Below are 20,289 nucleotides of genomic sequence, written 5' to 3'. Positions count from 1 at the left end.
CGCCGGAGTGAAGTGCACGAGCGGGCGGGACATGAGACGTTCCTCCTGAAGCGTCGTCGGGGAGGCGATCATGCTCGCCTCCGGATGTCGAGCGAGACGAGTTCGGCGCCGCCGCCGTTCGCGAAGAAGCCGATCCGCTCACCGGCCCGGCGGTACAGTCGCGTACTGAGCGCGACCCGCTCGTCGACCACGGCGACGACGATCTCGCCCTCGACGAGGATGTCGACGCGGTGTCGGCCGGGAGCCAGAGGACACGGACGCTCGAAGACGAAGGGGACGTCGCCCGAGATCTGCCACTGCTCGCTGCCGGTGAGCGTGCGCGGCCAGCAGTCGAAGACGATCCGACTGCGCCGCGGTTCGAGCCGAATCGCGCCCGCTTCATCGCCGTCGGAGCTGGAGCGCACCAGCACACCGACCTCCTCGGTCGCCTCGTCGATCTCGATCTCGGCGCTGAGCAGGAAAGCGTCGGGCATGTCCTCCACGCCGACGACGTCGACATACCGGTCGACGGCGTTCAGGGTGAGTGGCAGCGCCGGCATGCCTGCACCCAGGCTCTCGCCGAACGAGGCGGTCATCTCTTCGGGAAGCCGGAAGGACAGGCTGCCATCAGGCCGCTGATCGGCCTCGAGCACCGACATAGTCCCGGCCCACTGCCATGCGCCGTCGTCCGTCTCGCCTTCCCGCGTGGCGATCCAGCCGACGAAGAACCGCCTCCCGCCGCGCTCGACGCTCTTGGCTGCGTAGAAGGCACGCGTGTCGATCTGGTCGTCACCCGGGGGCAGCAGCCAGGGCCCCTGCGAGGAGCGCGCCATCCGATAGCGCGTGCAGAAGGCGTCGCTGAACTCGGAGTACACCAGGTACCACCAGTCACCCCACCGGAAGACCTCCGGGCACTCGTGGGCGATGTACCGGCGCGGGTCCCAGATCGGGTCCACAGGCGTCCAGGTCTCGAGGTCGGTCGAGGTCAGCTGCGCCACGGTGCCGCGGCGTCGCTCGGGGCCGTCTGCATGCCGCGCAGCGACCAGCATCCGCCAGATTCCGCCGTCGCGGAAGACGAACGGGTCACGCCAGTCGCCAGCCTCATACCCCGCAGGAGCGCCGAAGGTGAGCGTCGGATGCTTCACCCATCCGCCCAGTCCCTCGCCGCCGGTGGCGTGTGCGACCAGCTGCAGGGGCCGCCCGTCGTCACCCAGCCGCTTCGGATTCTGGGCGGTGGAGAACAGATGCGCCACGCCCTCGTCGTCGACGATCACCGACCCGGTGTAGACGTTGAAGTCCTCGGCATCCGCTCCCCGCTCGGCACGGCCTCGCCGCCGTCGGTGAAGGTGACGAAGTCCTCCGTGGTGACCAGATGCCAGGGCATCCCGTTGGCCGGCGCACCGTCCGCGCCGGCCATCCGGTCTGCGAACAGATACCAGAGGTGAAAGACGCCGTCCTTCTCGTACGGGATGACATCGCCCACCCAGCCGCCTTCGGGTTGGAAGAATGCGCTCATCGGGTGCTCTCCGCCTCGATCGAACGACGGATGTCGAACAGGACGGCACCCGCTGGAGCGTGCACGGTCCACTCCGGCGCGCTGCGCGGGTACACGCGAGAGGTGACCGAGCGCCCTGCGGAGGTGAAGATCTCGAGGATGGACCCGTCGACGAAGATCCGTACCGCGGGACGACCGGAGGCATCGAACGCGTCGGGTGCCACCGAGCGACTGCCGTCGAGCGGGTCGACCCCGGCCGCGTGGGAGCGGTCGAGCGTCACGATCCCGGCATCCGGGTCGATGTCGATCGTGCAGTACTCGTCGGCGCCGAAGTCGATCCGCACCGCCCCACCGCCCTCGGGCACGACGATCTCCGCACGCCCATCGATGCGCGCGCCGTCCGCCGGCCGCCCCGTGTCGATTCGCAGCGCATCGACAGCCGGATGCGGCGCGGTACGCAGCGAGCCATCTGCCGCGCACCATGCCGTGCGGGGCAGGGATATCGCACCCGCCCATCCGGCATCCTGCCACGCGACCGTGCTGCGGGCCTCCCGGATCCAGCCCCACAGCACCGGGGAACCCGATGAGTGCTCCCGCATCACGGATGCCGCGTAGAAGCTCGTGCCGTGGTCGACGCGCTGCGGCACGGGCACGACCGGAGCGTCCCCTCCTACGGGAAAGGACAGCACATGCCCGACACCGTCTGCGAAGCTCCAGGAGGAGATCAGCGCGATCTCGCCGGCATCCGTCGGCAGGATCTGCGGACACTCCCAGCCCTCACCGGTGTCCTCGCCGCCGACGATCCCCCGCACGCGACCCGCCACATCACCCGTGTACGCCCACGAGATGCCATCGGTGCTGCGATAGCGGCGGATGGCGCCCGAGCCGTCAGCGCGCGCGGCGCCGACCATCATGGTCAGCGCATCGTCCTCGCGGTACACGAACGGGTCGCGGAACATCGTCACCTGCTCATCCGGCAGCGGGTCGGCGAGCACCTGGCGGGGTGGGCCGAAACTCGCTCCGCCGTCAGTGGACACCGCTCGCAGCACCGACTGGTAGGTGTCGCCCGCCGTCTTGCCCGAGTAGTAGGCGTGCACCTCGCTGCCGTCGACCAGGGCGTTGCCCGACCAGCAGCCGTCGGCGTCGCGTGCGCCCGGCAGCGGCGACATCGCGGGACGGTGCAATCGCCAGTTGATCAGGTCGGTCGTCGAGGCGTGCCCCCACTCCACGGGAACGTCCTTGTGCGGGTAGGGGCGCGACTGGAAGTACAGATGCGTGGTGCCCTCGAGCTCCACCGGCCCGTTGGGGTCGTTCAGATAGCCGCGCGAAGTATGCACGTGGTAGGCGGGCAGGTGGTGATCGGAGGCGGATGCCATCGGAGGATGCCTTTCGGATGCCGGATGAATACGCGGGCTCAGCGGGACGAACCCGCGGTGACGCCGGCGATGAAATAGCGCTGCGCGAAGATGAAGAGCAGCACGCTGGGGATCATCGAGATGACCACTCCGGCGAGCACGACCGAGATCGAACCCGTGCCGAGATTGCCCTGCAGTCCCACGAGCCCCAGTGGCAACGTGAAGTTGCCCTGCGACTGCAGGAAGATCAGGGGCCGGTAGAACTCCGCCCAGAAGCCTGAGAAGTTCAAAATCGCGAGGGTCGAGATCGCCGGCGCAGCCATGCGGGCGTAGACGTGGAAGAACACACCCCATTGGCTCGCCCCGTCGATGCGCGCCGCCTCGCCGAGCTCACGAGGCATCTGCATGAAGTACTGCCGCATGAGGAAGGTGCCGAAGGCGCTGCCGAGAGCGGGAATGATCAGAGACCACAGACTGTCTGTGAGTCCCAGCGTCTTCACGATCATGAACACCGGAATGATGATCGTCTGCAGCGGCACCATCATCGTCGCGAGGAACGCGCCGAAGATCCAGTTCTTACCGGGGAAGGAGATCACCGCGAACGAGTATCCGGCGAGCGTGCACGTGACCGTCTGTCCCACCACGATCAGCACGGTCACCACGACGCTGTTGAGAAAGAACTGGCCGATCGGGATCTGCTCGAACACCGCCGCATAGTTGCTGAAGTCGGGGGAGAACGGAATCCACTGCGGTGGGTTGTTGAACGCTTCGGCGGGTGTGCGCAGAGAAGTGGTCAGCGCCCACAGCAGCGGCCCCAGCGCGAACACCGCGGCGAGGATCAGCGTGATGAGGCCTGCGATCTTGCCGATCTTGAAGACTCGACGGCGCTTGCCGATCACGGGCTGAACGACCGGCGCTTTGCCGGTGAGGATGGCGGTCGTCGTGCTCATTGGTAGAACACCAGCTTCCGGGATGCGAGGAACTGAGCGCCGGTGATCGCGAGGATCAGCAGCAGGAGGACGATCGAGATCGCCGAGGAGTATCCGAACTCGAGGTTCTGGAATCCAGTCCGGTACATCGAGATCACCGCGGTCGTGGTCGCCGATCCCGGCCCGCCCTTGGTCATGATGTACGGCTGGTCGAACAGCTGCATGGCGTTGATCAACGCGATCACGGCTGCGAACAGGATGGTCGGGCTGATCAACGGGACCTTGATCCGGAACAGCGTCCGCAGTGGGCCCGCGCCGTCGATCGAGGACGCTTCGAGGACATCGGTGGGAACGGACATCAGCGCGGCCACGAACAGCACGAAGGTGAAACCGACCTGCTGCCACACGACGATCAGCACGATGGTCACCTGCGCGCCGAAGGAACTCGTGAGCCAGGGCACCCCGGCTCCACCGAGCAGCCCGAGGTAGTAGTTGATCGCGCCGAACTTGTAGTCGAACAGATAGCCCATGAAGATCGCCACCGCCGCGGTGGAGGCCAGCAGCGGCAGATAGAACGCCGTGCGGAAGAACGTGCGCCCGAAGTTGGAGGTGCGCTGGTTCACGAGTACGGCGAGGAACAGCCCCAGCGACAGCTGCAGCACCACGATCGCGAGCGCCATCACGATGGTGACGCCGAAGGACTGCAGCACCGGCCCGTCGTTGAAGAAGCGCTCATAGTTGGCCAGTCCTGCCCACTTCGGTGGTGAGATCACGTCCCAGTCGAAGAACGACAGTCCGAGAGAGGCGACGATCGGGATGAACGTGAACACCGTCACGAAAGTCATCGCGAGGGCGATCATCGCGTAGCCGAACAGGGCCTCCCGCCGGGCCGTCAGCCGCGCACCGGGGCGGCGGACGGACCGGCGAGGAGTCGCCTCACGCGATGGGGCGCGCTGCGCGCGCGCTGTGGAGGCGGAGACGGACATCAGCTGCCCTTCGCCACCTTCTCGAGGTCGCTCTGCATCGCGTCGAGCGCCTTCTTCGCGTTGCCCGACGAGATCGCCTCCGTCGTGCGCTGGTTCAAGGATGTCGCCAGAGCGTTGTAGTACGACGGCGCCGAGATCGGAACCGAGCCGTCGAGCTGGTCGTAGAACACCGACCAGTTGGTGGGACCGGTGCTCTTGTAGCGTTCGGCCGTCATCAGGGACTTGCGTCCTGGCGTGGTGATGTTGCCCGGGAACATGATGTCGAAGCTCTCCGGCTCGATCATCATCTTGATGACCTCCCAGGCGACATCCTTCTTCTGCGATGACTTGAAGATGGAGTACCCGCCGGTGCCGAACAGCGATCTGTTGCTCTTCCAGGTCGGGAAGGCCTGCACGTCGAAGCTGCCGTCAGTCATGCCGGCATTGTGCAGACCGCCCGCCCAGAATCCGCCACCGACGGTCATGCCGATGCGCCCGGACGAGAACAGGCCCTGCAGGGTGGCGCCGCCTCCCACGTCGGGCGAGGGTGACAGACCGGCCTTCTGCAGGTCGATGACGTACTCGAGCGCCTCGACGGTACTCGCCGCGTTGGCGGTGGGCGCACCCCACTTCCAGCCGCCCTTGCGGCCCGCGACGCTCGCGTCGCTCGAGTCGTACGCCTTGCCCCACAGCCACTCGCCGCCGCTGTACTTGCCTTCCTCGACGAGGTTTCCGTCGTTGGCGTACAGGAACGAGGTCCAGCTGCCCCACAGCCGAACGACCCAGTTGAACGGCAGGATGTCTCCACCCACCTTCGCGATCTGCTCAGCCGTCGAGTGGAAGTCATCGATCGTCCAGCCGGTCGCGGGCGCTGTGGCACCGGCCTTCTGCAGGACGTCGTTGCTGTAGAACATGCTGCCGGCGTTGAAGCTGTCGGGCATGTTGTAGAGGTGCCCGTCGACCATCATCGCCTCGATGAGCGCGGGATGGATGTCGTCGAAGTAGCTCGACTTCAAGGAGGCCATGTCCTTGGTGACGTACTCGTCCAGCGGGACGATGAGCTCCTTGCCGGCCATGAGCTGCAGCCCCTCAGTCGCGACACTCACGATGTCGGGTGCCTGACCAGAGGCGATCAGAGTGAGCACCTTGGCGAGGAAGTCGTTCCAGTCGGTGCCGTTGATCGCAGTGATCTTGAGCGCGAGATCCTTGTCGATCTTCTTGATCTTGGGCTGCAGAGCGTTCTGGAGTGTCGTGGCCGCCTTCTGGTCGCCGAAGTACAGCATGCTGAGCGTTCCGGCCCCGGACTCGCCGCCGGAAGGCGCGCAGCCGGTCAGCCCTGCGCCGAGTCCGGCGAGCGAGAGTCCCGCGAGGCTGATTCCTCCGAGCTTCATCAGATCGCGGCGGCCCAGCAGTGGGCCAAATTCTCGTGCCATCTACTTCTCCTCTCTGAGAGCGGATCGGCTCGCACCCATTGTGCGATGAACTTGCGGTGAACCGATTTATCGCAATGTAGCAGGCACCCGGGATTCCGCGCAAGAACTTTGATCAACTGATTTATCATCGTGATTCATCCGCTAGGTTGGTCGAGAGGAGGAGGTGCTCGATGGCGAGAGGAAGCAGACCGACCCTGGCTGACGTCGCCCGTCTGTCGGGGCTTTCGAAGACGGCGGTGAGCCTGGTCCTGAACGACCGTCCGTCACGCCTGTCCGAGGAGGCAGCAGGACGCATCCGCACCGCAGCTGATCAACTCGGGTATCGTCCCGATCCCGCAGCCCAGAGCCTGCGCTTCGGAAAGACGCGCTCGATCGGGTTCATCTCCGATCAGGTGACGATCACCCGCTTCGCATCGGCGATGGTGCGAGGCACGCTGCGTGCAGCCAAGGAACTCGATCACACCGTGCTCATCGCTGAGACCGGTGATGATCTCATGCAGCTCACCGAGTCGTTCCGGGAGATGGTCGACCGTCGCGTCGACGGCATCGTCGTAGGGCTGATGGCCGCGCGCATGGTCGATGTCCCGACCGCCCCTCACGGCGTCCCTGTCGTGATCGTGAACGGCCGCACCCCCGATGACCTGCCCAGCGTGCTCCCCGACGAATACGAGGCGGGGCACGCCATGGCATCTGTGCTGCTCGATGCCGGCCATCGGCGCATCGGCCTCATCGGCGACCTCCCCGCAGCGGCGAACCCACGTCGATCCGTGACGATCACGCGCCGTTTCGAGGGACTCGACGAGACCCTGTCCTCCGCAGGCGTCACCCCGGTTCGTGTGGACGTCGATGATTGGAATCCCGAGGTGGGATATCGAGAGGCGATGCGGATGCTCCCCGCTCATCCCGAGCTCACCGCCGTCATCGCAGCCACCGATGGCATGGCCTTCGGTATCATGCAGGCGCTCGCCGAACTCGGTCTGCGCGTCCCGGACGATATCTCGATCGTCTCGTTCGACGACGAGGATCTCGCTGCGATGGTCCGCCCAGGGCTCACCACCGCACGACTGCCCTACGAGGAGATGGCGCACCAGGGAGTGCTCATGCTGCTCGGAGAGCGCGAGCTCTCGCATGAGCTGCTTCCGATGCCTGTGGTCACCCGCGGGTCGGTGCGCACGATCTCGGAGAGGGTCACACGTCCATGACTGAGCATGAGAGCGTCATCACTCCCACGCCCGGCGCCGATCGCCGCGTCGTCGTCATCGGCGAGGCGCTGATCGACATCGTCCACCGCGCGGATGGACGCGTCGACGAGGTCCCCGGCGGCAGTCCCGCCAACGTCGCACTGACTGTCGGTCGCCTGGGCGATGCCGCCGAGCTCGTCGCAGCAGTCGGCGCCGATGCCCACGGCGATGTCATCCGCGCCTGGCTCGCGGAGTCGGGCGTTCGCCTGAGTGCCGTCGAGGGCGAACGCACCGCGACGTCGACCGCGCGTCTCGCCGCAGACGGCTCAGCGACCTACGAGTTCGATATCACCTGGCGTCTCCCCGCCGACCTGTCCATCGGGACCCCGGGCGTCGTGCATGCCGGCTCGATCGCGAGCATCCTGCACCCGGGGGCGGATGTGGTCCAGCAGCTCCTGCGGACGGCTGAGAGCACGGCACTGATCACCTTCGATCCCAACGTCCGCCCAGCGCTGATCCCCGATCGGGATGATGCGCGTCGACGCGTGGAGGCGCTGGTGGCGCTGGCAGACGTGGTCAAGGCCAGCGACGAGGATCTGACCTGGCTCTATCCGGAGCGGTCACCATTGGACAGCGCGGATGCGTGGAGGCGCTCCGGTCCGGCGGTCGTCGTGGTCACCACCGGCGGCGACGGGGCGGCAGCCGTCACGAGAGGTGGCGTCACTCGCAGTCCGGGTCGGCCCGTCACGGTGGTCGACACAGTGGGCGCCGGAGACACGTTCATGGGGGCGCTGATCCACGGCCTCCTGCACCTGCGCTTCGCGGGTGCCGAAGCGCGGCCGCTGCTGCGTGAGATCGACGCGCCGGACCTTGAGCGGATACTCTCGTTCGCCGCGAGAGCGGCAGCGATCACCGTCTCTCGCCCCGGCGCCGATCCGCCGCGACGGGCCGAGCTGCCTGCGCTCTGATCGCCACCGAGTACGGACGGCCACCCACGAAATCCGCTTCGCGAGATCTGCGTCGGTCTACGTAGTCAGCAGCATCCGCCGCCGCCACTGGTGGTGGAGCATACGCCGGTCGCGGGGAGCGCGAGTCGCACCTCGGTCGCGGCCCGCATGTCGCCGTCGAGCCAGGCGGCCACAGAGCGGACCTGCTCATAGCCGGTGGCAAGCAGGAACGTGGGCGCACGGCCGTAGGATTTCATCCCGACGAGGAAGAAGCCCGAATCCGGATGCCGCAGCTCGTCGAAACCGTGCGGGGCGACGGTTCCGCAGGAGTGCAGGTTCGGGTCGATCAGCGGAGCCAGCCGGACCGGCGCCTCGACGATGTCGTCCAGCTGCAGCCGGATCTCGCGGAGCATGTCCAGATCGGGTCGGAATCCCGTCGCCCCCACGACCAGGTCGGCGTCGTGGACAGCGGGCTCGCCGCGGCGCGTGCCGATCAGTCGGATGCCGTCACCCTGGCGCTCGACGGCGGAGATCTCGAACGAGTCGATCTTCTCGATCAGGCCGTCGTCCACGAGCTGGTCGACGCGGGAGCCGAGGCGCGCGCGGTCGGCCAGCTCGTCATCGGCGGAGGACGACACGCGCACGGCGGACGCGTTGCGGATCAGCCACGTCACACGTGTGTCCGGCTCCGTCCGCGACAGCTCGGCCAGCGCGATCAGCGTGTTCGCCGCCGAATGGCCGGCGCCGACGACGGTGGTGTGACGGCCCGAGAACCGTGCGCGATCGGTGCCGCGCACATCCGGCAGCGCGTGGATGATGCGGTCGCCGGCGCCGCCGACGCCCATCGGCACCAAGCCGGATGAGCTCAACGGGTTCGGGCTCGTATAGGTGCCGGATGCGTCGATCACCGCTCGTCCCGTCATCTCCTCCACCCTCCCGTCCGCCGTCGTGACGCGCAGCAGGAACGGCGTCGACTCCCGACCCGCCGTTCGGGTGCGATCCATGCCCTGCCTGGTCACCGCACTCGCGCGGGCGCCGTATCGGATCCGGGAGCGGATCGCGTCGAGCTCGGCCAGCGGCATCAGGTACTCGTCGACGAGCTCATGTCCGCTCGGCGCCCGGCCCTCATCTACCGGCGGAGCCCACCCGGCGGCGTCCAGCAGCCTTCGTGACGCGGGGTCGATCAGGTGCCGCCACGGCGAGAACAGGCGCGTGTGCCCCCACAGGCGGATCGAGGAGGCCGGGCGGTCACCGGCCTCCAGCACCACGAAGTCGATGCCCCGCTCAACCAGATTCGCCGCGGCGGCCAGACCGATCGGGCCGGCGCCGATGATCACCACGGGCAGCGTCGCCAGGCGATCGGTCACGGCCGAACGGGGTGTGAGATCGATCAGGGTCATGCTGGCCTCCCGGCATATATCGATAAGCGTCGATGTTCAGTATCGACGCAGATATAGATGCCTGTCAATATCGACTATCATCGATACATGGTCACGATGCTCGAGGTCACCGACGTCACCGACGTCACCGCGCAACGCGGCGGGACGTGCTGCGTACCGCTGGTGAAGAAGCCGCTCACGCAGGCGGATGCCGAGCACCTGGCCGCCACACTGAAGGCCCTCGCCGATCCGGCCCGCCTGCGACTGCTGTCGATCGTCGCGTCTTCTCAGGGGCAGGAGGCCTGCGTGTGCGATCTGATCGAGCCGGTCGGACTCTCGCAGCCCACCGTGTCGCATCATCTGAAGGTGCTTACCGAAGCCGGATTCCTGTCACGCTCCAAACGCGGCACGTGGGCGTACTACCGACTCCTTCCGGATGCGCTGACGGGCGTCGCCGGCATCCTCGCGATCTGACTGCCGGCTAGTCCGCGGTCGCCGCAGGACGCGTGCAGACCCGCTCGATGAGCGTCTGCCAGCTGTCCTCGAACGAGCCGACGCTGCGCGCCGTGGGCGGCGGCGGAGCGCTCAGCGCGAGCAGCAGCGGCCCTTCCAGTGCCAGCGTGAGCTGGACGGCCAGGTTGTCGAGGTCCTCCACTCCGATATGCGCCTGCGCCAGCAGCATCCGGATGTGGATCTGGGTGAACTGCACACCCGAGGCGGGCACTTCACTGCCCGGCTCCAGAGTCTCCCGCATGACCTGCAGATGGTTCACCAGATGGGAGTAGCGCCCACGACCATAGGCGATCAGCCGCTGCACCGGGTCAGCCCCGGACCCAGCGGAGGCTCCCCTGCATCACACGCTGCTGGAAGGCGAACTCGTCAGTGCCGAGCAGGTCGCGGAAAATGCCCGCTCTCGAGCCGAAGGCGCGCACGACCGTCCCCTTGCCGAGTCCGGTGCGCTCAGCGAGACCGTCCATCGTGATCCCCGACGGGCCGCGCTCGGCGAGCACCTGCTGAGCGGCGGCGATCAGGCGCTCGTGATTGCGCACCGCATCCGCACGCTTGGGGCGCGGACCGCCTGGCTGCAGAAGAGGAATGCTCACGGTTTCAGATTAGGCGGAATAATAAACGGGGGATAGTCCGTTTACCCCGGTATGCACGTACTCATCACCGGCGGAACCGGTCATTCCGGCTCGCATATCATCCCCGAACTCATCTCCGCGGGCCACCAGGTCACGGGCCTCGTCCGCTCGGACGAGGCCGCAGCGGCAGTCACCGCGCTCGGCGCCACGGCCCGCCGCGGCGACCTCCGCGACCTCGACGACCTCAAGCAGGCCGCTTCCGAGTCCGATGGTGTCATCCACGTCGCCCATCGTCAGGATCTGCTGCCGGTCGGCGGGATGGATGCCGTCGCCGCCGCAGAGATCGAGGTCATGAACGCGTACCGTGATGCCCTCGCCGGAACCGGCAAGCCCCTGGTCGCGGCCGGCAGCATCGGTTCCCCCGGACACCTGGGACGCCCTGCGATCGAGACCGATCAGGCGCTGCCCGCAGACGCGGAGCACAGCGGTACTCTTCGGATGCGCAACAGCGTGGAATCCGCCGTCATCGGCTTCGCCGAGCAGGGCGTGCGCTCCTCGGTCGTTCGGATAGCCAACATCGCGCACAGCACGGTCGATCAGGCAGGATTCCTGCCGACCCTCATCGCGTTGGCGAAGGAGAAGGGATTCGCCGGCTATCCGGGCGACGGCTCGAATCTGTGGAACGCCATCCATATCCGCGATGTCGCCCGCATCTACCGACTTGCGCTGGAGAAGGGCGCACCCGGCCGCTACTGGCACGCCGTCGCCGATGGAGAAGTTCCTCTCCGCACGCTCGCCGAGGCGATCGGCGCGCGGGTAGGCGTGCCCGCCGTGAGCGTTCCGCTCGACGAGCTGATGGTGCCCGGATACTTCGGGTTCCTCTCCAACATCGTCACGCACAGCTACCCGGCATCCAACCTCATCACCCGTCGGGACCTGGGCTGGGAGCCGCTCGAACCCAGCCTTCTCGACGGCCTCGACAACGGCCACTACTTCCCGGTCCGTTGAGCCATCCGAACACCACCCAGAAGGAGACTGACATGAGCACCATCACCATCATCGGCACCGGCGGCATGGCCGCCGCGATCGCCGGACGCGCGTCCGCGTCCGGACACGCCATCCAAGTCCTCAGCCGTGACACCGCGAGCGCCCAGGCATTCGCGGACCGGTTGGCGATCGACGCGACTGTGGGCGTGCACGGCACCGTTCCGGCCGGCGGCCTCGTCGTCCTGGCGGTGCCCTACTCCGTCGCCGCATCCGTGGTGGGCGCGTACGGCGACGCGCTCGCCGGAAAGGTGATCATCGACATCACCAACCCGTACTCTCCCGAGCCCGGGGCCCTGGTCACCCCTGCCGGAAGCTCCGGCGCGCAGGAGATCACCAAGCTGCTGCCCGCAGGGACGACCGTCGTGAAGGCGTTCAACACCCTGGTCGGCCAGGTGCTGGCCCGCGGCGGAAGCCGTGACACGTTCGTGGCATCCGACGATCCGGCCGCCAAGGAGCGCGTCTCGGAGTTCATCACCAGCCTCGGCCTGCGTCCCCTCGACGTCGGCGGGCTGGCGATGGCACGCAACCTCGAGGCCACCGGCACGCTTCTGATCGGCCTGGCGCAGAACGCCCTCGGCCACTTCGACTTCGCCCTCAACGTCGACGCCGGCTGAGCCGCGGACGGCACCTGTAGATCCCACCCCCAAAAAACAGAGAAAGCGACACACTATGACCCGCATCTTCCGCCTCGACGCCTCCATCCGCGGTGAGGCGTCCGTCAGCCGCGCACTGTCGGACACCCTGCTCGAGACCCTGACCTCGGAACTCGGCGACGTGGCCACGGTCACACGCCGCGACCTCGCCGCCGACCCGGTGCCGCCTGCCACGTGGGGCCTGGCCGCGAATGCCGGGTTCGTGCCCGAGGATCAGCGTTCGGACGAGCAGGTCGCCGCCGTCGACTACGCGCGGATGCTCGCGGACGAGGTCGACGCCGCGGACGTGCTCATCATCGGCGCCCCGTTCTACAACTTCGGCGTCTCGCAGCACACCAAGGCCTGGCTGGACGCCATCATCACCGACAGCCGCTTCAGCCCCGGAACACGCCCCGGCGAGGGTAAGACCGCCTTCATCGTCGCCTCCCGTGGCGGCGGATACTCCGAGGGAACACCGCGCTACGGCTGGGACCACGGCACCCCGTGGCTGGTGCGCATCTTCCGCGACGTGTTCGGCTACGAGACCGAGATCATCGAGACCGAGCTGACACTCGCCGAGCACAACCCGGCGATGGCCCACCTGGTGGACCTCGCCAAGGAGAACCGCGCTCGGGCGCATGAGGCGGCCGAGGAGCACGGCAAGCGCGTCGCAGCGAGCTTCGCAGACGCCGCTGCCGCGTAGGGCGAACAGAGGCGAGAAGCAGGCGGTCCGTCGTGGCCGCGTGCTTCTCGTCTCAGCACTCCTGGCGCACGAAGGAGAACCGCATCAGAGGAACGCGACACCGCCGGCCTCCGGGAACCGTCGAAGCCTCGCGTAATCGTCCAGTGCCCGCAGTGCCGCCCATGCCACCACGGCGCTGGATCGAGGGCGCTCGGGCGACGGCGCATTGGTGACGATGGCGCGCACCTCGCCGAGCGCACCAGCGGCGCGGATCTCGTGCCGGGTCGCCGCCGCATCGGGATCGGCGACGACCCTCGCAGTCGCGATGTCCCAGGCATCCGCAGCGAGCGCGAGCGCTGCAGCGACGTTGGCGGATGCCGGGAATCGCTGTGCCACCTCACCCGCCGGCCCATCCGCCAGCACGATCTCCGCGTCGCCGGCGCGCAGCGTCGCCTGCAGGTCGCTTGGCATCCACTGCTGGATGAGTGTGGCAGGCAGCTTGCGGCTCTCCAGTGAAACGGCGGTCAACGGCCCGGCGGCGCGCAGCGCGCGGACCTGGTCCAGTCCGCCGATCGCGCCGGTGCAGGGAATGAGCAGGCCGCGGCCCGGCATCCGCCTCAGCAGCGCCGAGCGCAATCCGGCATCGGCGAGCGCGCCGACCGACAGCAGGATGACGTCCACGCCGCTGTCCAGCAGCGCGGGCACCCGCTCCTGCACGGCCTGCTGGGTCGATGCTTCGACGATCACGTCGACCGCACCCGCTCCCGGAAGGGGGTCATCCCGGCCATAGGCGCCGATCACCCGATAGGGACGGGACTCGTGCACCGCCCGGCGCAGCACCCGGTTGATGTGCCCATCGCCGAGGAACCCGACCCGCAGATCCACCATGCCTCGACCATAGGACACGGCGTGTATCCGCGGGTCACCTACCCCGGTGCCGGTCGTCTCCTCCCGAGAAGCGCGCGAACTTCTCGACAGCCGCCGGGGTGACCGGGGTGAAGAGATTCACGAGGTTCCCGTCGGGGTCGCGCAGCAGCGAACGGTTGCCCCAGGGCATGTCCGTCGGCTCGTTGACCCACGAATCCACGACGTCGCGAAGGCGGGCGTACTCCGCGTCGACATCCGCGGTCAGGAATTCGATGATCGCCGATCGGTTGTTCCCGCCCTCTGCGGCGCCCGGTGCGAACGCGGGCACGGTGCGGGTGCTGCCGATCGCGAGCGTACCGAGCGATGTCCTGAGTTCAGCGAACACATCGCCGTTGCGTGCGGCGATGCCGCCGGTGACGAGCTCGTAGAAGTCAGCGAGACGCGAGACGTCGTCAGTGATGAGGCGCACAGAGACAAGGTTCGTGGTTCTCCTCGGTGAGTGGTCGAGGTTGTTCTCGACCTGCCCAGCCTGACGACTGTGCGCGACAGCGTGCTGTCGGCGATTCTGGCGATCTCAGAGTTCGAGCGGCTCGAGCGACCCGTAGGCGATGTCGAGATCATCGCCGGTGAGCGGTCGGGGTTCGGGCGTCCCCGCTGTCACGGTCACGCCCCGGATGCGGTCGATCCGGAACGCACGGATGCCGTCGCGCAGCCGACACCACGCGACGAGGCACCAGACGCCGTCCGCCTCGACATAGCCGAGCGGCTCGATCTCACGTGCCGTGTGCCTGCCGTTGCGATCGACGTAGGACATCCGCAGCACGCGCCGCGTCGACAGGGCGTCCGCGATCGCCCGCGGGACGCGGGGTCGAGCCGGTCGATCCCTCAGAAAATGCACTCGCTGAGCCCGTTCCCGGGCTGAGGAGGCATCCGCATCGTCCATCGCGAAGGTCAGCTTGTGCAGTGCCGTCCTGGCAGCGGGATGGAACGGTGATGCATCCGTCAGCCGCAGCGCAACGGCCACCGCGACGGCCGCGTCGGGAGTGAAGTTCACCGGTGGCAGGGTCCGCTCGGGTGCCAGGCAGTAGCCGCGCGTGCGCCCCGACTCCGCTCAGATCGGCACCCCCGCCTGCTGCAGTGCACTGATGTCGCGTTCGACTGTTCGGATGCTGACCTCGAAGCGTTCGGCCAACCACCGGGCGCTGCGCGGTCGTGGCGCCACTGCGCGCAATCCCTCCACCAAGGCGTAGAGGCGATCGGTCCTGTTCACGCTCCGACATTAGCCGCAGGCCCCTCCCGCTGGTGCCGACTCCGGCCGACGGTGCAGTCGGCACCTACGACGCTCGCCAGCCGTCACTCCCCGGTGACGATGACCTCGACATCGGCATCGGCGAGCGCGGCGGCGATCGCTGCCGGCGGTTCGTGATCTGTCACCAGCACGTCGATGTCGTGGAAGTCGCCGAGGCGCACCAGATCGCTGCGGCCCAGCTTGCTGCTCGCGGCGACGAGGACGACCCGGTCGGATGCCGCCATGATCGCGCGCTTGGTCGAGAGCTCCAGATTCCGCTCGATGTACAGGCCGTGCGCGTTCACTCCCGCGATGCCCATGAAGGCCGTCTCGGCCCGCAGGCCCTCCAGGTTGGCGATGGCGAGGTGGCCGACGAATGCCTGGCTGTCGTGGAGCAGCTGACCGCCGAGGGAGATCGTCGTGGCGTTCGGCGCTGCAGGGCGAGCTGCATGACCGGCGCGGAGTGCGTGATGAGCGTGCCCTCGAAGGTGGGCGGCAGCGCCCGAGCGACGCTGAAGGCGGTGGTGCCCGCATCGATGAAGACGCGCTCCGTGGACGAGATGATCTCGGCGCAGGCGGCGGCGATGCTGCGCTTGGCATCGCTGTCGTCCTCCGCTCGTGCGGCGAACCCCGCGACGTGGATCGTGCCGTGCGGAAGCATGAGCCCGCCGTGCACCGACCGCGCGATCCCCTGCTCCTCGAGCCGCCGGGAATCGCGTCTGATCGTCATGTCCGAGACGTGGTATTTCTCGGCGAGTGCCGTCGTCGCGACGAAGCCGCGCTCCTTCAGATCCTGAACGATCGAACGCTGGCGAGCGGACAGAGCGTCAGTTCCCCCATGTCCTCCACCTACTCTCTCACGTCGTGTACCGTCGACGTCGTCTGCACATGCGGGTCAGCGATCGCAACGATCTCGCCGCCGTCGATGAGCTCGATGTAGCGGATGTGCTCCTGGCCCATCGTGCCTGCCCCGACCAGTCCATACCGCAGCACGGTCTCCGCGCGAGTCTCGGTCTCTGCCATCGAGCTCATCCTCTCCAGCCATGTTCTATTTCCAACATTTATTGTCGGAATGCGAACAACCATAGCCAGACCGCATCGGCCCGTCAAGGGGTCGCCTCCGATCCGGCCCAGGACGCTGCCGGCACGCTCCGCGTCGGCATCCGGGAGCCCCTGGCCGACCACGACGCGATGGCGTCGGCCTACGACGCGATGGCGTCGGCGAAGCTCTGATGCGATCGCCAGATGTGCGTGCGGGCGAGATCCTCGGCGGCACTCGCATCGGCGCGGGCGATCGCATCGATGATCGCCCGATGCTCCTGGAGTGACTGATCGCCACGACCCGGCTGCCGCGCGGAGAGCGCATTGCCGAGCAGCATCTGATCGAGCAGCGGCTCACCGGCGCGCAGGATCCGGGAGTTCCCACTCGCCTGCCAGAGGGCGCGGTGAAAGAGAATGTCCAGGCGGCGGTGCCCGTCGATGTCACGCTCCGCCAGTCGCTTCTCCTGATCAGCACACAGCCGCGCCAGTGCGGCAGCAGCCTGCACGGCCCCGGAAGATGGAGACCCCCACTGTCAATGGTGGCTCGCGCCTAGTGTCGAAGCATGAGCATCACCGCCGATCCCGAAGTCCTCGCCTCCTACTGGCAGGATCTGCGCAGCACACTCCCGGAGCTGCCGCCTGAGCCGCCCGAAGCCTGGGCGTTCGGCGCCACCCCCGAGCACGCCGATGGCCTGCTCGAACTCGTCATGTCCGGCGTGAAGACGGGCACCGCGTCATCTGTGTGGGACTACGAGGCATCCGGCGATCCGATGCCGCGGGTGGGCGAGCTGAGCGTGATCCTCGACGGCAGCGGGATCCCCCGCGCCGTGATCCGCACCTCCTCGCTGCTCACGGTTCCGTTCGATGAGGTCAGTGAAGAGCACGCCCACGCCGAAGGCGAGGGCGACCGCACGCTCCGCGCGTGGCGTGAGATCCACGAGCGCTTCTGGCGCACCCACTCCGAGGACCCGCGCGGCTGGGCGCCGGATATGCCCGTGCTCTGCGAGCGGTTCACGCTCGTGCATCCGCTGCCTTGACGGGCCGCACTTCCGTCAGAGTCTCGACGCCAGCAGCTCGGCGAGATGCATGGTCGGGCGATCGGTCAGGTCGTCGACCTGGATGCGGCAGCTCATGCCGTCGGCCAGCACCACCGCGTCTGGATGTGCGCGCAGGCTGGGCAGCAGGTGCGTCTCGGCCACCGCGACGCTGACCTCGTAGTGGCCCTTCTCGACGCCGAAGTTGCCGGCCAGTCCGCAGCATCCGTCCACACGGGTGACCGTCGCTCCGGCATGACGCAGCAGTGCTTCGTCCACGCTCCAGCCGAGCACGGCGTTCTGATGGCAGTGCGGCTGCGCGACCACCTCGACGCCGGTGAGGTCGGGCACCGGCAGCTTCAGTCGGGTGACCAGCTCGGCGAAGGTGAGCACGCCGTCGGCCACGCGCCGGGCGTCGGCGGAATCGACCAGATCCAGAACGTCCGAGCGCAGCGTGGCCGTGCACGAGGGCTCCAGGCCGAGCACGGGGACACCCGAGTCCACATAGGCGGCGAGCCGCTCGACCGTGCGGGTGACCATGGGCTTGGCGCGGTCCAGCTGACCTGTCGTGATCCAGGTCAGGCCGCAGCAGGCGTCGTCCTGGATCACCCGGGCATCGATCCCGTTCGCACGCAGGTACTCCAGCGCGGCGACTCCCGAGTTCGGGAAGAAGTGATCTGTGAACGAGTCGGCCCAGATCCAGACATCCGGCTGACCGCCGCCGGTGACCGCCCGGCGATCCGCTCGTCGCAGCGTGCGCGGGGCGAACGTCGGGGTGGAACGACGCTGGTCGATGCCGACGGCCCACTTGCCCAGGGCCGCAAGCGGCGGGATCCGCGCCGCCAGGTTCGCGATCGTCGCCACCGGCGCCGCCAGCCGTGCCCACAGCGGCAGGCGGCCGAGCGTCAGGTGCGAACGCGGTCGGCGGATGCCCGCCACGTCGTGCTTCTGATGCAGCACCTCTGACTTGTAGGTCGCCATGTCGACCCCGGTCGGGCAGTCGGTCGCGCAGCCCTTGCACGCCAGGCACAGATCCAGAGCCTCGTCGACAGCGGCGCTGGTGAGGCCGTCGCGCAGCAGCCCGCCATCGAGCGCCTCTTGTAGCACCCGTGCTCGTCCTCGCGTCGAGTCCTTCTCGTTCCTCGTCGCCTGATACGAGGGGCACATCACGCCTGCGGCGTGCGGGGCGACGCACTTGCCGACTCCCGTGCAGCGGTGCACGGCCGCGCCCAGATCGCCGCCGTCGTGCAGCAGCTTCAGTGCGGTACGCGGGCGCCCTCGCGGGCGCACCGTGCGCAGATCCTCGGTGATGTCGGCGGGCCCGTCGCCGGACGGGTCGGCGATCACGCCCGGGTTCATCAGTCCGCGCGGGTCACAGATGCGCTTCACCTCGTCGAACAGCCGCAGCGCATCGGGTTCATACATGTACGGCAGCAGCTCGGAGCGCGTGCGTCCGTCACCGTGCTCGCCGGATATTGTTCCCCCGTACTTCTGAAGGGCGGATGCCGCGGCGTGCATGAAGTCGTGGAACACCGTCGCGGATGCCGCATCTCCCGGCTGGAACGGGAAGTCGATCCGCACGTGGATGCACCCGTCGCCGAAGTGCCCGTACGGGATGCCCTTGAGCCCGTGATCCACCAGCAGACGCTCGAAATCGCGCAGCCACGCACCCAGATGCTCGGGCGGCACCGCCGAGTCCTCCCATCCGGCATGCGCCGGCGTCGGCAGCGCGCGGCCGGCCAGGCCGCCGCCGTCTTCGCGGATCCGCCAGAGCGCGTCCTGCTCCGCCGGGGTGCTGACAACCCGGGATGCCAGGCTCCCGGACGCCGTGATGACCTTGACTGCGGCATCCGCCACCGCCCCGGCTTCGCCGCCGATCTCGGCGAACAGCCAGCCCGTGCCCCGGGGCAGTTCTGGCACCACCACTCCCCGGCTGCGGACCAGGTCGATGATCCGTGCATCCATGCCCTCCAGCGCGGTCAGTCGCAGCTGCGGGCTCTCGTACGGGGCGATGCCGGCGCGGATCTGCGGGACGGCATCCGCGGCGTGCGCCATGTCCGGGTAGCCGAGCGCGACGAGCACCCGCGATGCGGGGGCGCTCACCAGGCGCACGGTCGCCCTGGTGACGGTCGCGAGTGTCCCTTCGGTGCCCACCAGAAACTTCGGGATGCTGCGTCGCTCGGGCAGCAGGTGCTCCAGGGAGTATCCCGACACCTGCCGACCGAACCGGCCGAACTGGGTTCTGATCGTGCCGAGGTTGCGTTCGGCGAGCGCGCCGAGACCGGCTGTGATCTCGGGTGATGCGGTGTCTGCGCCCCAGATCACCTCGAGCTCCTCGACGTTGTCGACCGTGCGGCCGTAGCCGAGGGCTCGCGACCCGCAGGCGTTGTTGCCGATCATGCCGCCGATCGTGGCGCGGGTGTGCGACGACGGATCGGGTCCGAACCGCAGCCCGTGCGGGGCGGCGGCGCGCTGCAGCTCGGAGTGCACCACTCCGGGCTCGACGGTCGCGGTCCGCGCTTCCGGATCGATGTTGAGCACACGGTTGAGTCCGCGGGTGTCGACGACGATGCCGGAGCCGATGGCGTTGCCCGCGATCGAGGTTCCCGACCCGCGCAGGGTCAACGGCACTCCGAGCCGACGCGACACCTCGTGCACGGCATGCAGCTCGTCCACGTGCTGCGCGCGCACCACGGCCTGCGGCACGACCCGGTAGAGCGAGGCGTCGGAGGAGTACATCGCTCGATCAATGTCGCTGACCGAGACATCCGCGAGCCCCTGGTCACGCAGTTCGGCGGCCAGATCGACGGCGATCTCGAGCATGGCGTCTTCTCTCTCCAGCGATTCGTCGGCGTTCGTCGTCGGGCACGAGCATCCGACCCAGTGAATGTTGCTTTATCAACATTCGATGTTGCTTTACTCACACGGTAGGCATTCCCCCGTCTCTGGTCAA

The 20,289-nt window shown here is 67.9% G+C and carries 23 protein-coding genes and 1 pseudogene; 7 read left to right on the top strand and 17 right to left on the bottom strand.

What is annotated here, in order from left to right; translation table 11 throughout:
• Positions 1-68 precede the first annotated feature (68 nt).
• From QUE33_RS13295 to QUE33_RS13275, 6 genes are read right to left on the bottom strand one after another with little or no spacing between them, the layout of a single operon-like run.
• Entirely contained in the window at positions 69-1,253 is a 1,185-nt protein-coding gene (locus QUE33_RS13295; protein ID WP_350226464.1) for a glycoside hydrolase family 32 protein, read from the bottom strand.
• Positions 1,250-1,495, bottom strand: coding sequence for a hypothetical protein (locus QUE33_RS16270; protein WP_350226463.1), 246 nt, complete (start codon positions 1,493-1,495; stop codon positions 1,250-1,252). The genes QUE33_RS13295 and QUE33_RS16270 overlap by 4 nt, the downstream gene beginning before the upstream one ends.
• Positions 1,492-2,850 carry a glycoside hydrolase family 32 protein gene (locus tag QUE33_RS13290; protein WP_286300655.1) on the bottom strand — a complete coding sequence of 453 codons (1,359 nt, stop codon included), beginning with the start codon at positions 2,848-2,850 and terminating at the stop codon, positions 1,492-1,494. Before QUE33_RS13290 ends, QUE33_RS16270 begins: the two co-directional genes overlap by 4 nt.
• A gap of 38 nt (positions 2,851-2,888) precedes the next feature.
• On the bottom strand, positions 2,889-3,779 hold the full coding sequence (locus QUE33_RS13285; protein WP_286300654.1) for a carbohydrate ABC transporter permease: 891 nt from the start codon (positions 3,777-3,779) through the stop codon (positions 2,889-2,891).
• The gene (locus QUE33_RS13280; protein WP_286300652.1) at positions 3,776-4,744 is read right to left on the bottom strand and encodes a carbohydrate ABC transporter permease; all 969 of its coding nucleotides are present in this window, start codon (positions 4,742-4,744) and stop codon (positions 3,776-3,778) included. Before QUE33_RS13280 ends, QUE33_RS13285 begins: the two co-directional genes overlap by 4 nt.
• Positions 4,744-6,156 (bottom strand): ABC transporter substrate-binding protein, encoded by a 1,413-nt coding sequence (locus tag QUE33_RS13275; protein WP_286300651.1) that lies wholly within the window; start codon positions 6,154-6,156, stop codon positions 4,744-4,746. The genes QUE33_RS13280 and QUE33_RS13275 overlap by 1 nt, the downstream gene beginning before the upstream one ends.
• 236 nt (positions 6,157-6,392) lie before the next feature.
• Here QUE33_RS13275 and QUE33_RS13270 point away from each other — a divergent pair, with 236 nt between their 5' ends.
• A complete protein-coding gene (locus QUE33_RS13270) occupies positions 6,393-7,358 on the top strand; it encodes a substrate-binding domain-containing protein (protein ID WP_286300650.1) in 966 nt (321 codons plus the stop codon).
• A complete protein-coding gene (locus QUE33_RS13265) occupies positions 7,355-8,305 on the top strand; it encodes a carbohydrate kinase family protein (RefSeq protein ID WP_286300649.1) in 951 nt (316 codons plus the stop codon). Before QUE33_RS13270 ends, QUE33_RS13265 begins: the two co-directional genes overlap by 4 nt.
• 65 nt (positions 8,306-8,370) lie before the next feature.
• On the opposite strand, the gene QUE33_RS13260 is transcribed toward QUE33_RS13265, so the two are convergent.
• A complete protein-coding gene (locus QUE33_RS13260; protein WP_286300648.1) occupies positions 8,371-9,684 on the bottom strand; it encodes an FAD-dependent oxidoreductase in 1,314 nt (437 codons plus the stop codon).
• Positions 9,685-9,771: 87 nt separating this feature from the next.
• On the opposite strand from QUE33_RS13260, the gene QUE33_RS13255 reads away from it, so the two are divergent.
• Positions 9,772-10,137, top strand: coding sequence for an ArsR/SmtB family transcription factor (locus QUE33_RS13255; protein WP_286300646.1), 366 nt, complete (start codon positions 9,772-9,774; stop codon positions 10,135-10,137).
• A gap of 7 nt (positions 10,138-10,144) precedes the next feature.
• Here the strand turns inward: QUE33_RS13255 and QUE33_RS13250 are convergent, their stop codons facing one another.
• On the bottom strand, positions 10,145-10,480 hold the full coding sequence (locus tag QUE33_RS13250; protein WP_286300645.1) for a hypothetical protein: 336 nt from the start codon (positions 10,478-10,480) through the stop codon (positions 10,145-10,147).
• 4 nt (positions 10,481-10,484) lie between these two features.
• On the bottom strand, positions 10,485-10,766 hold the full coding sequence (locus tag QUE33_RS13245; RefSeq protein WP_286300644.1) for a TetR/AcrR family transcriptional regulator: 282 nt from the start codon (positions 10,764-10,766) through the stop codon (positions 10,485-10,487).
• A 51-nt stretch (positions 10,767-10,817) separates the two neighbouring features.
• Between QUE33_RS13245 and QUE33_RS13240 the strand changes: the two genes are divergently transcribed.
• Genes QUE33_RS13240 through QUE33_RS13230 form a run of 3 tightly spaced genes read left to right on the top strand, consistent with a single transcriptional unit; the run spans position 10,818 to position 13,127 of the window.
• Complete coding sequence (locus QUE33_RS13240) at positions 10,818-11,753, top strand: SDR family oxidoreductase (RefSeq protein ID WP_286300643.1); 936 nt, start codon at positions 10,818-10,820, stop codon at positions 11,751-11,753.
• Between the two features lie 32 nt (positions 11,754-11,785).
• Entirely contained in the window at positions 11,786-12,406 is a 621-nt protein-coding gene (locus QUE33_RS13235) for an NADPH-dependent F420 reductase (protein ID WP_286300642.1), read from the top strand.
• Between the two features lie 55 nt (positions 12,407-12,461).
• Entirely contained in the window at positions 12,462-13,127 is a 666-nt protein-coding gene (locus QUE33_RS13230; protein ID WP_286300641.1) for an FMN-dependent NADH-azoreductase, read from the top strand.
• Between the two features lie 84 nt (positions 13,128-13,211).
• Here QUE33_RS13230 and QUE33_RS13225 read toward each other — a convergent pair whose 3' ends face one another.
• The 7 genes and pseudogenes from QUE33_RS13225 to QUE33_RS13195 all read right to left on the bottom strand — a co-directional run bounded on the left by QUE33_RS13225 (position 13,212) and on the right by QUE33_RS13195 (position 16,808).
• Positions 13,212-13,994, bottom strand: coding sequence for an aspartate dehydrogenase domain-containing protein (locus QUE33_RS13225; protein ID WP_286300640.1), 783 nt, complete (start codon positions 13,992-13,994; stop codon positions 13,212-13,214).
• A gap of 34 nt (positions 13,995-14,028) precedes the next feature.
• Positions 14,029-14,442, bottom strand: coding sequence for a VOC family protein (locus QUE33_RS13220; protein WP_286300639.1), 414 nt, complete (start codon positions 14,440-14,442; stop codon positions 14,029-14,031).
• A gap of 105 nt (positions 14,443-14,547) precedes the next feature.
• Positions 14,548-15,027 (bottom strand): helix-turn-helix transcriptional regulator, encoded by a 480-nt coding sequence (locus QUE33_RS13215; RefSeq protein ID WP_286300638.1) that lies wholly within the window; start codon positions 15,025-15,027, stop codon positions 14,548-14,550.
• A gap of 57 nt (positions 15,028-15,084) precedes the next feature.
• Complete coding sequence (locus QUE33_RS13210; protein WP_286300637.1) at positions 15,085-15,243, bottom strand: HTH domain-containing protein; 159 nt, start codon at positions 15,241-15,243, stop codon at positions 15,085-15,087.
• An 83-nt stretch (positions 15,244-15,326) separates the two neighbouring features.
• A pseudogene (locus QUE33_RS13205) lies at positions 15,327-16,051 on the bottom strand (DeoR/GlpR family DNA-binding transcription regulator).
• A gap of 59 nt (positions 16,052-16,110) precedes the next feature.
• Complete coding sequence (locus QUE33_RS13200; protein WP_286300636.1) at positions 16,111-16,284, bottom strand: hypothetical protein; 174 nt, start codon at positions 16,282-16,284, stop codon at positions 16,111-16,113.
• Between the two features lie 179 nt (positions 16,285-16,463).
• On the bottom strand, positions 16,464-16,808 hold the full coding sequence (locus QUE33_RS13195) for an FCD domain-containing protein (RefSeq protein ID WP_286300635.1): 345 nt from the start codon (positions 16,806-16,808) through the stop codon (positions 16,464-16,466).
• Positions 16,809-16,865: 57 nt separating this feature from the next.
• On the opposite strand from QUE33_RS13195, the gene QUE33_RS13190 reads away from it, so the two are divergent.
• The gene (locus QUE33_RS13190; protein WP_286300633.1) at positions 16,866-17,339 is read left to right on the top strand and encodes an ASCH domain-containing protein; all 474 of its coding nucleotides are present in this window, start codon (positions 16,866-16,868) and stop codon (positions 17,337-17,339) included.
• Positions 17,340-17,354: 15 nt separating this feature from the next.
• Here the strand turns inward: QUE33_RS13190 and QUE33_RS13185 are convergent, their stop codons facing one another.
• A complete protein-coding gene (locus QUE33_RS13185; RefSeq protein WP_286300632.1) occupies positions 17,355-20,159 on the bottom strand; it encodes an FAD-binding and (Fe-S)-binding domain-containing protein in 2,805 nt (934 codons plus the stop codon).
• Positions 20,160-20,289: the final 130 nt, after the last annotated feature.

The organism is Microbacterium suwonense, assembly GCF_030296555.1.
GTDB lineage: Bacteria > Actinomycetota > Actinomycetes > Actinomycetales > Microbacteriaceae > Microbacterium > Microbacterium suwonense.
Note: the sequence above shows the minus strand (reverse complement) of the source record. Positions and strands in the feature narration are given on the sequence as shown.